The following is a 13,929-nucleotide window of genomic DNA, read 5'->3' on the forward strand; positions in this document are numbered from 1 at the left end:
TGACCCCGGCGGGGAAGTGGACCTTATCTTGGGCTTATTTTGTCGGGCAGGTGCTCTCGGACAGCGGCCCATAAGCCTCTTCGCCCGGAATGACGCGCACGATCTTCAAATAGTCCCACGGACCCGTAGATTCTTCGGGGGATTTGACCTCAGCGAGATACATGTCATGCACCATCCGCCCATCGGAACGCAGCACACCGTTTTGGGCGAAAAAGTCGTTTACGGGCATCTCGCGCATTTTGGCCACAACCGTATCAGTGTCGTCCGAGCCGGTGGCTTCGATGGCTTTGAGGTAATGCGTGACCGACGAGTAGACCCCGGCCTGAACGCCCGTGGGCATCTTGCCCGTGCGCTCATAAAACCGCTGCGACCACGCGCGGGTTTCGTCGTTCAAATCCCAATAAAAGCTGGTGGTCATCAACAGACCCTGTGCCGTCTCAAGCCCAAGTGCGTGGACGTCTGAGAGGAACACCAAAAGCCCGGCAATTTTTTGGCCTGCGCTGACGATACCGAATTCATTGGCGGCTTTGATCGCGTTGATCGTGTCGCCACCGGCATTGGCAAGGCCAATGATCTTGGCGCCAGAGGCCTGTGCCTGAAGCACAAAGGACGAGAAATCGGAGGCCGGGAACGGGTGCTTGGACGCGCCCAAAACTTTGCCGCCGCCCGCTTCGACCACCGCGGTCACATCCCGTTGCAAGGATTCGCCAAAGGCGTAATCCGCGGTCAGAAAATACCAGCTATCGCCGCCTTCTTTGACAATCGCGGAGCCTGTGCCAACCGCCAAAGCGCGGGTGTTATAGGTCCAATGCAGGCCGCTTGGGATGCAGGCGTCATTGGTCAGCGGCGACGAGGCCGCCCCAGACACCAAAGCAACTTTGTTCTGTTGTTTGGCCACTTCGAACACGGCCATAGCAACCGATGTGGTCACCAGTTCGGCAAAGGCGTCCACCTGTTGGGTGTCGCCCCATTCACGCGCTTTATTGGCGGCGACGTCGGCTTTGTTTTGGTGATCAGCGGACACCAATTCGATCGGCGCGCCCGCAACTGTGCCACCGAAATCTTCAACTGCCATCTCAGCGGCAGTCACGGTGCCCGGACCCGCCACGTCGGAATAGGTGCCCGACATATCGGTCAACACGCCGATTTTCACGACACCATCGCTGATGTCGGCCTGCGCCGCACCCGCACTCAGAGCCAGCGCAGATACGCCCACCATAAAGTTTTTCAGAAATTTCATTGGGTCTCCTCCCTTTTGAAACATGTCAAACACTCAAATATTCATCAAAGACGGCTTGTTTTTCTTGCAGCTCGCTTTGCAGGACACAGTCGACGATATGCCCGTGGTCCATGATGAAATGTCGGTCGGCCAAGGGGCCGCGAATTGGAAATTTTGCTCGACCAGAACGATGGTAAAGCCGCGCTCTTTGAGCAAGGTCAGCACATCACCGAGCTTATCGACGATCACCGGGGCCAGACCTTCGGTGATTTCATCGAGCAACAACAGCGTCGCACCCGTGCGCAGAATGCGCGCCATCGCCAGCATCTGTTGTTCACCACCCGACAAGCGCATGCCGGGGCTGGTACGCCGTTCGGCAAGGTTCGGGAAAATCTCGTAGAGTTCCTCGACGCTCATGCCTCCGGGGGCGACATGCGGCGGCAACAACAGGTTTTCTTCCACTGAAAGGCTGGCGAAAATGCCGCGTTCTTCGGGGCAATAGCCAACACCCAGCCGCGCGATTTCATGCGCATTGGCTTTGATCACCTCTTTGCCCTTCAACATGATTGACCCGGACCGAGACCCGATCAGCCCCATCATCGCCCGCAGTGTGGTGGTCCGCCCAGCGCCGTTGCGCCCAAGCAAGGTGACCAACTCGCCTTGATAGACCGTCATGTCGATCCCGTGCAGCGCGTGGCTTTCGCCATAAAACGCATGCAAGTCGGTGATGCGCAGATCTTCGATCTTTTCGCTGCTGTGTTCGCCGCCAATCTCAATCCCGGCGCTGTATTTTCCTGCCGCGCTCATGCTACCGATTTCCCCATATAGGCTTCTTTGACCCGAGGGTCGGACGAGACTTCGGCGTAAGCGCCTTCGGTCAAAATCGCGCCGCGCTGAAGCACCGTGATGCGGTCACACAGGGTCGAAACAACCCCGAGATTGTGCTCCACCATCAAAATCGTGCGGCCTTTGGCGACGCGGCGGATCAGCTCGGTGATCCGGTCCACATCTTCGCGGCCCATGCCTTGGGTCGGTTCGTCCAACAGCATCAGTTTCGGTTCCATCGCCAAGGTCGTGGCAATCTCAAGCGCGCGTTTGCGGCCATAGGACATGTCGGCCACCTCATCATTGGCAAACCGCAACAGACCGACCAAATCCAACAGCTCATCGGCGCGCTCATTGAGGACGCTCAAAGAGCTTTCCGAACGCCAAAAATGAAAGGACGTGCCAAGCTGACGCTGAAGCGCGACGCGCACGTTTTCACGCACAGTCAAATGCGGAAACACCGCCGAAATCTGAAACGACCGGATCACGCCTTTGCGTGCAATCTGAGTTGGCCGCGCCGAAGTGATGTCCTCGCCATCCAGCAAGATTGTGCCACTGCTGGGCGTTAAAAATTTAGTCAACAGATTGAAAACAGTGGTTTTCCCAGCACCATTTGGTCCGATCAGCGCATGGATCGTATGGCGTTCGACATTCAGGTCCACCGAGTCCACGGCAATAAAGCCAAGAAAGCCTTTGGTCAGCTTCTGCGTTTGCAGAATGAAATCTCCCGACGCGTTCATCTGCGATCCTCCCTTGATCTGGCCTTAATCTGGCTTGTGTGGCGCAGGCGAGGGACCCCCGCCCGCGCATCCGATGTCGGACCGTGTTTATTCAGAGGTGCTTTCGACCTCTGCCTGAGCCATTGCGCGGGCTTGATCCCGCAGGACGAATTTTTGGATTTTGCCGGTCGATGTTTTAGGCAACGTGGTGAAGACCACCGTTTTGACCGCCTTGAACCGCGCCATATTCGCACGACAAAACTCGATGATCTCGGCTTCGGTTGTGGTCGCGCCCGCCCTTAATTCGATAAAGGCACAAGGCGTTTCGCCCCATTTCTCATCCGGCTTGGCCACCACGGCCGCCAACATGACGGCGGGATGTTTGTACAACACATCTTCGACCTCGATCGACGAGATGTTTTCGCCGCCAGAGATGATGATGTCCTTCGAGCGATCCTTGATTTCGATGTAGCCATCGGGATGGCGCACGGCGAGATCGCCGGAGGCAAACCATCCGCCACGGAACGCCGCATCGGTGGCCGTGATGTTTTTCAAATACCCCTTCATCACGTTGTTGCCGCGCACAAACACTTCGCCGACGGTTTCACCATCGCTTGGAACGGGCGCCATCGTGTCAGGCTCCGCGACCATCAAATCGTCAAGCGCCATGTTTTTAACGCCTTGCCGCGCTTTGATCCGCGCCCGCTCGGACAGGGGGAGGTCATCCCATTCAGAATGCCACGAACAGAACACAGAGGCGCCGTAGGTTTCGGTCAACCCATAGCCGTGGGTCACGTCAAACCCGGCGTTTTCCATTTTTTCGATCACGATTGCAGGGGGTGGAGCACCGCCGGTCAACACTTTGACCTCATGCTCAATGCCCTCTTTCATCTCGTCAGGGGCGTTGCCCAAAAGTCCCAACACAATCGCCGCGCCACAGAAATGTGTCACTTTTTGCGATTTGATCAGCTCATAGACTGTGCTGTCGCGCACCGCGCGCAAACAGACCGACGTTCCCGCATGCGCCGCGACCGACCATGGAAAACACCAGCCGTTGCAATGGAACATCGGCAAGGTCCAAAGATAGGTGAAATGGCGCGGCACATCCCATGTGTTGATGTTGGAGAGAGCGTTCAGATAGGCACCGCGGTGATGGTAAACCACCCCTTTGGGGTTGCCCGTTGTGCCGGAGGTATAATTTAGGCTGATGGCGTCCCATTCGTTGGCGGGCAAAGACCAGTCATCGTCTTCGTCCCCCTCGGCGAGCAACGCCTCATAGGTCAAGGCACCGACTTTTTGTCCGCCCTCAAAACTTGGATCTTCGATGTCGATCACCAAACGATCCCCACCGGCCATGTGGAGCGCGCGCTCCATGACCTCTGAAAACTCGGGGTCGACGATCACAACCTTGGCTTCGGCATGGTTCAAGATGAAAGCAATGGCTTCGGCATCAAGGCGGGTGTTGATCGCATTCAACACTGCCCCCGACATCGGCACACCAAAATGAGCTTCGAACATCTCAGGGATATTGGCCGCGATAATAGACACCGTGTCACCCTTTTCGATGCCACGTTTGGCCAATGCGGACGCAAGCTTGCGGCACCGCCGATAGGTCTCTTCCCAGTCACGCCGCAAGTCATTATAAATGACAGCAGTCTTTTTAGGATAAATAGCAGCCGTGCGCTCAATAAAACTGAGCGGTGACAGCTGCGTAAAGTTCGCTGCGGTCACATCCAAGCCATGGTCATAGATATTATGAGATTTCACCATCGGTCTCCTCCAAAACGCGATTTCGGATTCACTATCGTGTTATGTTTTCCGAAAGATTTCTGAATTGATACGAATTGTAACAGTGGCACGACTTGGCCTTTCGAAGTCACGCAAAATCGCGCACACACTTGGCTAAGGCGTCTTTATCCGAGGTGATCTGTGACAACGACATGGCCCGACCAACCGCCACACGACAGCCTGACACAGGCAGCCCTTGATCATATGTCAGAGGGGTTGGGTGTCTTTGACGCTCAGTTGCGGCTGGTGTCGTGGAACAGAAAGTTTCAGGACTTCATAGGCTTGGGGGATGTCGCGCTTCAGGCGGGGACGCCGCACGAAACCTTGTTCACCCATGCTTTGACCCCGAAAGACACATCGCTGAGTAGGATTTTGGCCAGAGTGCGGACCACTATCGAAGCGGCGAGCAATGGCGAAAGCCACTCCATCAATTGTGAATTGCCCGATGGTCGCGCCATCCGTTTTAGCGCAGCCCCCCTGCTCGGCGGTGGCGTCGCAGCCGTCTATTCCAATATCACCGAGCAAAATCAGCGCGAAACCGATCTGGCCCGACGTGTCCATGAACGCACGGCCGCACTGCAACTGAGCGAGAACCGCCTGAACATCATCGCCAATGAAGTCTCCGCTGGGATCGCCCATGTCGATAAAAACATGCAGTTCTCCTATGTGAACACCCGGTTCGCGCGTGCGTATGGCCTACGGCCAGAGGATTTCATCGGCAAACCCTGTAGTGCCATTCTTGCGCCTGAGACCCTTGGCAAATCCAACCATTTCTTTGAACAAACCCGGCGCGGTGCGGCGGTGGATTTTGCCATGACCGTTCGCCTACCTGATGGCCGCGACAAGGAAATCAGGACGTTTTTGCGACCCGAGCAACCGTCGCGCGGCGAGGTGATCGGGTTCTTCCTGTTGTCGATCGACATGACCCGGCAAAAGGCCGCAAATGCCGCGCTATTGCAAAGCCAAAAGATGGATGCGCTGGGACGTCTCTCAAGCGGCATTTCGCATGATTTCAACAATTTGCTAACGGTCATTTTGGGCAATCTCACGCCCTTGGCGGATCGACTGGACCAACCCGATCTCAATGAGGAATTTTTGGCCCCGGCCATTGCCGCCGCCCGGCGCGGCTCGGATTTGACCCGGCGTCTGTTATCCTTGGCCCGCAAGCAACCGATTGATCCCCAGCCGGTTACGACAGACGACATCCTCGATGGGCTGGTCAAACTGTTGCGGCCCACCATTCCCGAAACCATCGAGATTTCGGCCCAAAGCGCAACAGATCTACCGCTTGTCTTTGTGGATCTGGCACAGCTTGAGATGGCGCTGTTCAATCTTGCGGTGAACGCCCGCGATGCGATCGGGGCCAGCGGAACGATTGAGCTGCGCCAGGACGTTGTGTTTCTCTCCCCGACCGAAGCCGAGCCGGACCGGCTTGCCAGTGGGCATTTCCTTCGACTTCAAGTCATCGACAGTGGCGAAGGCATGACAGAGGACAGCCGCGAGCGTATTTTCGAACCGTTTTATACGTCAAAAGATGATGGGGCTGGATACGGGCTTGGGCTGTCCATGGTCTATATGTTCGTCAAACAATCCAATGGTGCCATTCGTGTCGAAAGTAAGCGCGGTTTTGGCAGCACCTTCACCATCCTCATCCCTGCGGTTGACGCCTCCGACCTACCAGAAGCCGATACAGGCGAAAGTCCGGGCACCCAGCTTTTGTCCGCACAAGAAAGACCCGTGACGTTGCTGGTTGATGATGATGCCGATGTGCGGCGGGTTTTGCGCCGGCAACTTGTGGACGAAGGATATCCCGTGATCGAAGCGGCCAACGCCCAGGACGCGCTGGATTTGTTGCAACACATGTCTGAGATTCGCCTGTTGATCAGCGACATTGCCATGCCCGGCGGAATGTCCGGTCTTGATCTGGCCTGCGAGGTTCTCAAAGGCCCCAGCCGCGTTGGTATTTTGCTGATGACGGGACAGGCCACTCCACCCGATCAAAGTTGTCTTGGCGTTAAACTGCCCATTCTACGCAAACCTTTTGATCCGGCGCTCTTACAGCAGGCCATCAAACAAGTTTTAAAAATCAGCGGGGAGGACACATGAGCAAAACCGTCTATCTGCTTGAAGATGACCCCGGCGTCGCCGCTGTCATCGAACGTGTTTTGGTCAACAACGGATTCACCGTCCAGTGGTTTCAATCTCGCGTCACAGTGCTTGCGGCGCTAAGGCAGGCTAAACCTGACGTTTTTCTCGTGGATTTGGGTCTGCCGGATGCGGATGGGTTGAACTTAATCCGCGAAGAGATTGGCCAAAGCGGCACGCCGATCATTATTGTCAGCGGCAGAGGTGATATCATGGACCGGATTGTGGGTCTCGAACTGGGCGCTGATGACTATATCGTCAAACCCTTCGAACCACGCGAGCTTGTCGCCCGAGTGCGTGCCGTTCTGCGGCGCAGTCAGAGCCACTCACCCGCCACCGAAGGCATACAGGACATCGCCAAATTCGCCGGATGGACCGCCTATTTTGCCTCCTCCCTTTTGGTCTCCGATACGGGCGATGAAATCCATTTGAGCACAGCCGAAAACACGCTTTTGCGTATTTTTGTACAGGCCACGGGTCGCATTTTAAGTCGTGAAGCCCTTTTGAATCTTACGGCAGGCGACCGTCTTGAGAACTTTGATCGCAGTGTTGACGTCCGGGTGTCCCGGCTGCGTCGCAAATTGAAACATTGCGACAATCAGCAAGAGATCATCAGAACGATCTATGGGGCTGGATACGTGTTCGTCGCGCACGTGGAATGGTGCTCAACGAACACATTGGATCATACGCGCCCGGAGTAAGGGCGACTGATCTTTGCGAAACAAGAGATGCGGCCCTCACATCCTTCGCCCGGCTTCGGCGTATATTGGGAAAGGGCCGATCCCTCTGGGACCGCCCCTTTCATCTGCCTGTCTTATTTCTGAATTTCGGTCCAGATCCGGGTATACAGTTCCTGCGTTTCCGGCGCGCAAAGTTCGGTGAAATACCCCGCATCCTCAAGCCCTTCAGGGATCACCAATTCAGGCGCACCGATCAAATCCGGGTCCATAAACGGTTCGGACCCGATCGTCCCATTGGCATAGCGGCCAAAGTTCGAAATCAAAGCCGCATTTTCCGGGTCCATGACGAAGTTTTGGAACAGCTTGGCATTCTCCGGATTGCGCGCATCTTTGAGCACGGCAATGGTGTCTTGCCAGACCGGATAGCCCTCTTTCGGGTAGCCATAGGCGAAGTTGGGATTGTCCGCCCGGATGCGCATCGACGCCCCGTTCCAGAACACGGACCCCAAAATATCTTCGTTGATGAACTTCTCAAAGGCTGGATAGTCGATCCCAATCCAGTCCTTTTTGGCTTCCAACATCCCGTCACGCACTTTTTTCAAAAGCGTCAGATCGTCAGTGCACATCTCGCCGCCATAGTAAAAGATGGCAAGGTTCATCACATCCTGCATTTCCGGCACAACGTTGATCTGGCCTTTCAACTCTTCTGGCGGATCAAGGAAGACCGCGGACGTGTTGATGTCGCCGTCATACGTACCGGTGTGAACCAACACACCCGTCGTGCCCCATTGATACGGCACAGTGTAATGGCGGCCCGGATCCCAATCGACATCCACCCAGCGCGGGTCCACGTTGGAAAAATTTTCCATCTGATCCGGGCGCGTTTCCAACAACAGGCCCTCGCTGATGAAAACAGGAACAAAGCTGTGGGTCGGCACAACAATGTCAAACCCGTGACCGCCGGCTTTGACTTTCGCAAGCGCCGCATCATTGCTGTCGTATTCGGTCAGGGTCACCTTGACATCATAGGTGGACTCAAACTTTTCGATCAATTCAGGTGAGGTGTAGTTGCCCCATGTGAAAATGTTGAGCTCGCCCTCGGCAAGAGCGGATTGAGCGGTCAGAGTGAGAGCGATCACACTGGTCTTAAGAAGCATTGTAGAGCGCATAATAGGGTGGTCCTCTGTTGGTCTTATCAGTCTTGTTTTTTGCTGAGTAGGAAGATGCTGGTCACGATGACGACACTCAAAGCGAGCATCATCGCGGAGACCGCATAGACTTCCGGGGATGTGCCACGGCGCAATTGGCCGAGCATAAAGGTGGGCAATGTTTCCTGCCCTGCCGATTTCACAAATTGAGAGATCACCACGTCATCCAAAGAGATGACAAAGGCGAGCATGAAGCCACTGACAATGCCGGGCAACAAAAGCGGCAAGGTCACGCGGCGAAAGGTCAGCAAAGCCCCAGCATAGAGATCCGCCGCGGCCGCTTCCAAATTGCTGTCCATGCCCTCAAGCCGCGCCCGGATCGGCATATAGGCGAAGGGGATACAAAAGGTGGTGTGCGCCGCGATGATATACCCGAGGCCGCTCCACCCTGTCGCCCCTCGGATCAGGGCAAAGAGGATCAAAAGCGCAACCGCCAAGACAATTTCTGGCACCATCAAAGGTTGGCTGATGATCAGATAAATCCCTTTGCGCGCTTTGAACGTGGTCGAGCGTGTCGTGGCAAGACCCGCCATCGTCGCCACAATGGTTGCAATGCTGGCCGCCACCGAAGCGATCAGCAAGGAGCGCAAAGCGGCGTCGATGATCGCCTCATCATGTAACGCGCCAGAATACCAACGCCACGAAAACCCTTCCCACCGACCAAGCACATCGCCCGCACTAAAGGAGTAAAAGATCAACACCGACAAAGGCAGGTAGAGAAAGAGGAACCCCGCCAGTGCAATCGGGGTGATGCCCGGCATGTAACGCACATTGAAACGCGTGGGAGCCTTACTCATGGGATGTCTCCTCCTTGCCTGTCACCGCAACATAGTAAAACAGAATACCGATAATCATGAGCATCAGGGTCAGCGACAACGCAGCCCCCAAAGGCCAATTGCGGCCTTGGCCAAATTGCAGCTCAATCAAGTTTCCGATCATCAGATTGCCGCCCCCGCCAAGAATGCGCGGGGTCACGTAATCACCAAGAGAGGGCACAAAGACCAGAATGGCGCCCGCAATTACACCGGGTTTGATCATCGGCAAAACGACGCGACGAAACGCGGTCCAACGGGTGGCGTAGAGGTCGTAGCACGCCTCCAAAAGGTTGAAATCCAACCGCTCAACCGAGGCATAGACCGGCAATACCATCAGCGGCAAATAGACATAGGTCATGCCCATCCCAATGGCGAAATCCGTGAACAGGATCTGGACCGGTTCATGGATGATACCGATTTTCATCAAGGTCGCATTGATGATGCCATCTTTGCGAATGATCTCCATAATCGCGATGGTGCGGATCAACAGGCTGGTCCAAAACGGGATGGTGATCAGAAACAGCCACAGGTTACGGATGCGCCGGGGTCGGGTTGCAATGAAATAGGCGATCGGCACACCAACCATAAGCGTGAGAGTGGTGGTGATGAGCGACAGTTTGATTGAGCGCCAAAAAATCGACAGATGCGCATCGGCAAGGCTCAGAGTGCCATCGAAAATATCGCGCTGTGCGATCACTTCCAACCATGCTGCGCCAGAAAAATGCCACACGACACCACCGTAGGTGTCTTTTTCAAGAAGTGAAAAAGCCAACACCACGCCCAAAGGCACAAGCGATAAAAGCGTGACGATGATCAAAGCCGGGGCGGACAAAAGCCACCGGCGGCGGTGATCCGTCTTTTCGTGTTCTGCCTCAGCACGCGACAGACGACGTCTTGCGCCTTTTGCGGGGGAGGACAGTTCGGCTGCAATATCGCTCATCCGTGTACGAGCCTCACGGCTTGACGCGGCACACTCAGTTGCGTGCGATCCCCCTGCGCAAGCGTGGTCAACAACGGGTTGGCGTTTTGCAACCGCGCCACCATCGGGAAACCATCATCAAGTTTCACATGCACCTGCGTGTCCGTGCCGATGTAGACAATATTCTCGACCGTGCCGTCAAAACACATGCAATCGCTGCCCTCAATCGGACTCCCAAGACAGATTTTTTCGGGCCGGATCAAGACTGACAGATCACCGGTCTCATGGCTGGAAATCGTCTGTTGCATGCGGTGCCTACCTGCAATCAGCAACTCCGCATTGTCGCCCGTTTGGGTGACGATTTTGGCGTCCAAATAGTTGCTTTCCCCGATAAAATCGGCAACAAAGCGATCTTCGGGGGCTTCATACAAAGTGCGCGGAGCCGCGATTTGATGGATATGCCCGGCTTTCATCACCGCGATCCGATCCGACATTGTCAGGGCTTCTTCTTGGTCATGGGTCACAAAAACAAAGGTGATCCCCGTCTCGACCTGCAACCGTTTCAATTCGATCTGCATCTCTTTGCGCAGCTTGAGATCCAAGGCTGACAGCGGTTCGTCGAGCAATAAAATACGCGGGTGCGGCGCCAAAGCGCGGGCCAGGGCCACACGTTGCTGTTGCCCGCCAGAGAGGGCCGAAATTTTGCGATGACGCAGATGATCCATCTGCACCAACTCCAACATCCGATCGACCGTCTCGGTGATTTCTTTGCGCGGCTTATGGAGAGTCTCAAGGCCAAAGGCGATGTTTTCCGCCACGGTCATGTGCGGGAAGAGAGCATAGTTTTGAAAGACAGTGTTGATCGGACGCTTGTTCGGCGGAAGATGACTGATGTCCATTCCGTCCAAAATGATCTCACCACCGCTGGGTGCTTCAAACCCCGCGATCAAACGCAACAAGGTTGTTTTACCACAGCCCGATGGACCTAGAAGCGTAAAGAACTCCCCCTCGCCAATCGTGAGATCTGTATTCTGTAGGGCCTGATAAGCCCCCGGTCCCGTTCCGTAGACTTTGGAAACCGTCTTGAGTTCAATCATTTTTATACCCGTGAACCTTACGGTCCCCTTTTTCCCTGTGTTGAAAATTCGTATTGACGCAAATGTTTTTAGTCAATAAAAAATTTTATATGATAAACAAATTGGACAAAACATGACGCCGGTCACGCCGCAGAATGCTGAAAATATAAGCGCCGAAAAACCGCACGCGCCCGGCTTGCGGGATCGTAAAAAGGCAATGCGTCGTGAAGAAATTCTCTCTCACGCCAAACACCTGTTTGCGGAACAGGGCATCAATGCCACGACGATGGGAGACATTGCCGAAGCCGCAAACGTCTCGCCGCCCACTGTGTTCAACTATTTCGGCAACAAAGACGGCATCCTGATCGCACTGATCACCGAAGGCTCGCGAAAAGCCATTGCACATGACATCTCGATGGTGCCACGCACGGACGCGGATTTTGCATCCATTGTCATGGACACGTTGGTGACGGTCTCCACCGGCACATTGGGCATCGCTGGCAAACGCGTTTGGCGCTATTCCGAAGCCGCCACGATCCGCCACCCAAACACTGAACTCGCACGCGAATACACCCGTGTTGACAACAAACTTCTACACGCTCTGAAACAGTTTATCGGCTATTATGACATCACCCTGCGTGCCGGGACGCCTGCAGACACGGACTTCCTCGCCGAATTGATTTTTGGCGTCTGGAACGCTGAATTCTTTGCCCTCATCAAAGACGAAGAGATGGATATCGCCACCCACAAAGAGCGACTGTCCGCCCGCATCCGCCCCCTCATTCAACTGCTGTTCGACGATGCGTTTCTCGCCTCGCCGGTTCTCAAACCAATAAGGCTCTGACACATGGCCACCGCCGACCTAATCCTTTGCAACGCCCGCGTTTTGACCATGGATTCTGACATGCCCCACGCGGAAGCTGTGGCCCTCTCTGGACATAAAATCCTTGCCGTTGGCACAACATCTGAGATCGAAGCCCTGGCTGGGCCAAGCACGCGCCGCATCGACGGCATGGGCAACACGCTTTTGCCCGGTTTTGTTGAATCTCATCTACATGTCTTTAGTGGCGCTTATGGTCGAAAGTTGCTTCAACTTGCCCCTATTACGGGCCGCGACGCGTTGCACAAAGCCGTGCGGCAATTCTCCGATGCCAACCCTGACGAAGGCCTGTTGATCGGACAGGGCACCCCCTACGGCATCCTCGAAGAGGACGGGCCCATCACCCGTCAAAAACTCGACGAAATGGAGCCGGTGCGCCCCCTTATCCTTATGGCGTTCGATTTCCACACTGCTTGGGCCAACACGCCCGCATTAAAAGCGGCCGGCCTCTTTAACGGTCGCGATGTGGGCCCAGGCAATGAAGTTGTCGTCGACCAAGAGGGGCTTGCCACCGGAGAATTGCGCGAAAAAAACGCCTATTTGCCTGTGCTCAACTTGCGCACCTCTGGTGGGCGCGAAATGTTGGGCATGTCGGGGGATGAACCCGAAACGCCGCCCTCCGCGCAAGAGCGTGCCGATGACATCGCCGTCCTCAAAGAAGGTCTGCGCTATTGCGCCGCCCAAGGCATCACTGCCGTCCACAATATGGATGGCAATCGCTATATGATGGAGCTTTTGCGCGAGATTGAGCTTGAGGGTGAAATGGCCTGCCGGGTCGAAGTGCCCTACCACTTCACCGAAGGCAAACCGCTTCCCATCCTCGAAGAGGCCAGCCGCATGAGCGCGGATTTCAACAGCGACATGCTCAAATCCGGGCGCGTTAAAATCTTTGTCGATGGGGTTTTGGAAAGCGGCACGGCCTATATGCTTGACGATTACGCCAATGCCCCCGGATGGAAAGGCGATCCGATTTTTGACACCGAGGCCTTCGCCAAGGCGGCGATCGAGATTGATCGGCGCGGCTTGCAAATCTCCGTTCACGCGATTGGCGATGGCGCGGTGCGGATCGTGCTTGATGGCTATGAGGCCGCACAAAAGGCCAATGGTGCGCGCGACAGCCGTCACCGGATTGAGCACATCGAGGTCTATCATCCCGATGATCTGCCACGTTTCGCAGAGTTGGGCGTCATCGCCTCCATGCAGCCGCAACACCCGCCGGGCACCTTGGGCTTGCCGTTGGAACCCGGCATCTCCGCCATCGGGCGGGCGCGCTGGCCCTATGCCTATGCGTGGCGCGATATTGTCGACACCGGCACGGCCTATTGTTTTTCTTCGGATTGGCCGATTGTCGCCGTCGAACCGCTCATCGGCCTTCAGGCGACGCAGATCCGCACCCCTTGGGCCGACGACATGCCAGATCAACGCGTAAGCTTGCACGAGGCGCTCGAGGGCTACACATGGCGTGGCGCCTATGCCAGTTTCATGGAGGATCGCACCGGGCGCATTCGTCCCGGCATGCTGGCCGATCTGGTGCTTCTGGGTGGGGATATTGAGGCGGTTGTGCCCGATGCCTTCCCCGCGCTTGGTCCGGTGCTGACCATCTGCGACGGTAAAATCACCTTTGAGGCGTAAGCCGCAAATAAGGCCAAACACAA

General features: G+C 55.7%; 11 protein-coding genes and 1 pseudogene. 4 read left to right on the forward strand and 8 right to left on the reverse strand.

What is annotated here, in order from left to right; all coding sequences use genetic code 11:
* Positions 1-34: 34 nt before the first annotated feature.
* From DA792_RS15855 to DA792_RS15870, 4 genes and pseudogenes are all read right to left on the reverse strand, one after another.
* Complete coding sequence (locus DA792_RS15855; RefSeq protein ID WP_107720989.1) at positions 35-1,240, reverse strand: ABC transporter substrate-binding protein; 1,206 nt, start codon at positions 1,238-1,240, stop codon at positions 35-37.
* 25 nt (positions 1,241-1,265) lie between these two features.
* A pseudogene (locus DA792_RS15860) lies at positions 1,266-2,026 on the reverse strand (ABC transporter ATP-binding protein).
* Positions 2,023-2,784 (reverse strand): ABC transporter ATP-binding protein, encoded by a 762-nt coding sequence (locus DA792_RS15865; protein ID WP_107720991.1) that lies wholly within the window; start codon positions 2,782-2,784, stop codon positions 2,023-2,025. Before DA792_RS15865 ends, DA792_RS15860 begins: the two are co-directional and overlap by 4 nt.
* A gap of 87 nt (positions 2,785-2,871) precedes the next feature.
* On the reverse strand, positions 2,872-4,533 hold the full coding sequence (locus DA792_RS15870) for an acyl-CoA synthetase (protein ID WP_107720993.1): 1,662 nt from the start codon (positions 4,531-4,533) through the stop codon (positions 2,872-2,874).
* Between the two features lie 159 nt (positions 4,534-4,692).
* Between DA792_RS15870 and DA792_RS15875 the strand changes: the two genes are divergently transcribed.
* Entirely contained in the window at positions 4,693-6,657 is a 1,965-nt protein-coding gene (locus DA792_RS15875) for a PAS-domain containing protein (protein ID WP_159075296.1), read from the forward strand.
* Positions 6,654-7,397 (forward strand): response regulator transcription factor, encoded by a 744-nt coding sequence (locus tag DA792_RS15880; RefSeq protein WP_107720998.1) that lies wholly within the window; start codon positions 6,654-6,656, stop codon positions 7,395-7,397. The genes DA792_RS15875 and DA792_RS15880 overlap by 4 nt, the downstream gene beginning before the upstream one ends.
* Before the next feature lie 113 nt (positions 7,398-7,510).
* Here the strand turns inward: DA792_RS15880 and DA792_RS15885 are convergent, their stop codons facing one another.
* Genes DA792_RS15885 through DA792_RS15900 form a run of 4 tightly spaced genes read right to left on the reverse strand, consistent with a single transcriptional unit; the run spans position 7,511 to position 11,415 of the window.
* A complete protein-coding gene (locus DA792_RS15885; protein WP_254679282.1) occupies positions 7,511-8,533 on the reverse strand; it encodes an extracellular solute-binding protein in 1,023 nt (340 codons plus the stop codon).
* 38 nt (positions 8,534-8,571) lie between these two features.
* Positions 8,572-9,381: an ABC transporter permease gene (locus tag DA792_RS15890; RefSeq protein ID WP_107721002.1), complete on the reverse strand. Its 810-nt coding sequence runs from the start codon at positions 9,379-9,381 to the stop codon at positions 8,572-8,574.
* A complete protein-coding gene (locus tag DA792_RS15895; protein WP_107721003.1) occupies positions 9,374-10,339 on the reverse strand; it encodes an ABC transporter permease in 966 nt (321 codons plus the stop codon). Before DA792_RS15895 ends, DA792_RS15890 begins: the two co-directional genes overlap by 8 nt.
* Positions 10,336-11,415 carry an ABC transporter ATP-binding protein gene (locus tag DA792_RS15900; protein ID WP_107721005.1) on the reverse strand — a complete coding sequence of 360 codons (1,080 nt, stop codon included), beginning with the start codon at positions 11,413-11,415 and terminating at the stop codon, positions 10,336-10,338. Before DA792_RS15900 ends, DA792_RS15895 begins: the two co-directional genes overlap by 4 nt.
* A 112-nt stretch (positions 11,416-11,527) precedes the next feature.
* Here DA792_RS15900 and DA792_RS15905 point away from each other — a divergent pair, with 112 nt between their 5' ends.
* On the forward strand, positions 11,528-12,238 hold the full coding sequence (locus DA792_RS15905; RefSeq protein ID WP_107721007.1) for a TetR/AcrR family transcriptional regulator: 711 nt from the start codon (positions 11,528-11,530) through the stop codon (positions 12,236-12,238).
* Positions 12,239-12,298: 60 nt separating this feature from the next.
* The gene (locus tag DA792_RS15910) at positions 12,299-13,906 is read left to right on the forward strand and encodes an amidohydrolase (protein WP_254679283.1); all 1,608 of its coding nucleotides are present in this window, start codon (positions 12,299-12,301) and stop codon (positions 13,904-13,906) included.
* Positions 13,907-13,929: the final 23 nt, after the last annotated feature.

Source organism: Celeribacter baekdonensis, assembly GCF_003047105.1.
Lineage (GTDB): Bacteria > Pseudomonadota > Alphaproteobacteria > Rhodobacterales > Rhodobacteraceae > Celeribacter > Celeribacter baekdonensis_B.

What these genes read in the sequence shown, in the direction of transcription:
- DA792_RS15900 (WP_107721005.1), bottom strand. Translation starts at nt 11,415, where the DNA reads ATGATTGAACTCAAGACGGTTTCCAAAGTCTACGGAACGGGACCGGGG.
- DA792_RS15905 (WP_107721007.1), top strand. Translation starts at nt 11,528, where the DNA reads ATGACGCCGGTCACGCCGCAGAATGCTGAAAATATAAGCGCCGAAAAA.
- DA792_RS15890 (WP_107721002.1), bottom strand. Translation starts at nt 9,381, where the DNA reads ATGAGTAAGGCTCCCACGCGTTTCAATGTGCGTTACATGCCGGGCATC.
- DA792_RS15910 (WP_254679283.1), top strand. Translation starts at nt 12,299, where the DNA reads ATGCCCCACGCGGAAGCTGTGGCCCTCTCTGGACATAAAATCCTTGCC.
- DA792_RS15880 (WP_107720998.1), top strand. Translation starts at nt 6,654, where the DNA reads ATGAGCAAAACCGTCTATCTGCTTGAAGATGACCCCGGCGTCGCCGCT.
- DA792_RS15855 (WP_107720989.1), bottom strand. Translation starts at nt 1,240, where the DNA reads ATGAAATTTCTGAAAAACTTTATGGTGGGCGTATCTGCGCTGGCTCTG.
- DA792_RS15895 (WP_107721003.1), bottom strand. Translation starts at nt 10,339, where the DNA reads ATGAGCGATATTGCAGCCGAACTGTCCTCCCCCGCAAAAGGCGCAAGA.
- DA792_RS15885 (WP_254679282.1), bottom strand. Translation starts at nt 8,533, where the DNA reads ATGCTTCTTAAGACCAGTGTGATCGCTCTCACTCTGACCGCTCAATCC.
- DA792_RS15870 (WP_107720993.1), bottom strand. Translation starts at nt 4,533, where the DNA reads ATGGTGAAATCTCATAATATCTATGACCATGGCTTGGATGTGACCGCA.
- DA792_RS15865 (WP_107720991.1), bottom strand. Translation starts at nt 2,784, where the DNA reads ATGAACGCGTCGGGAGATTTCATTCTGCAAACGCAGAAGCTGACCAAA.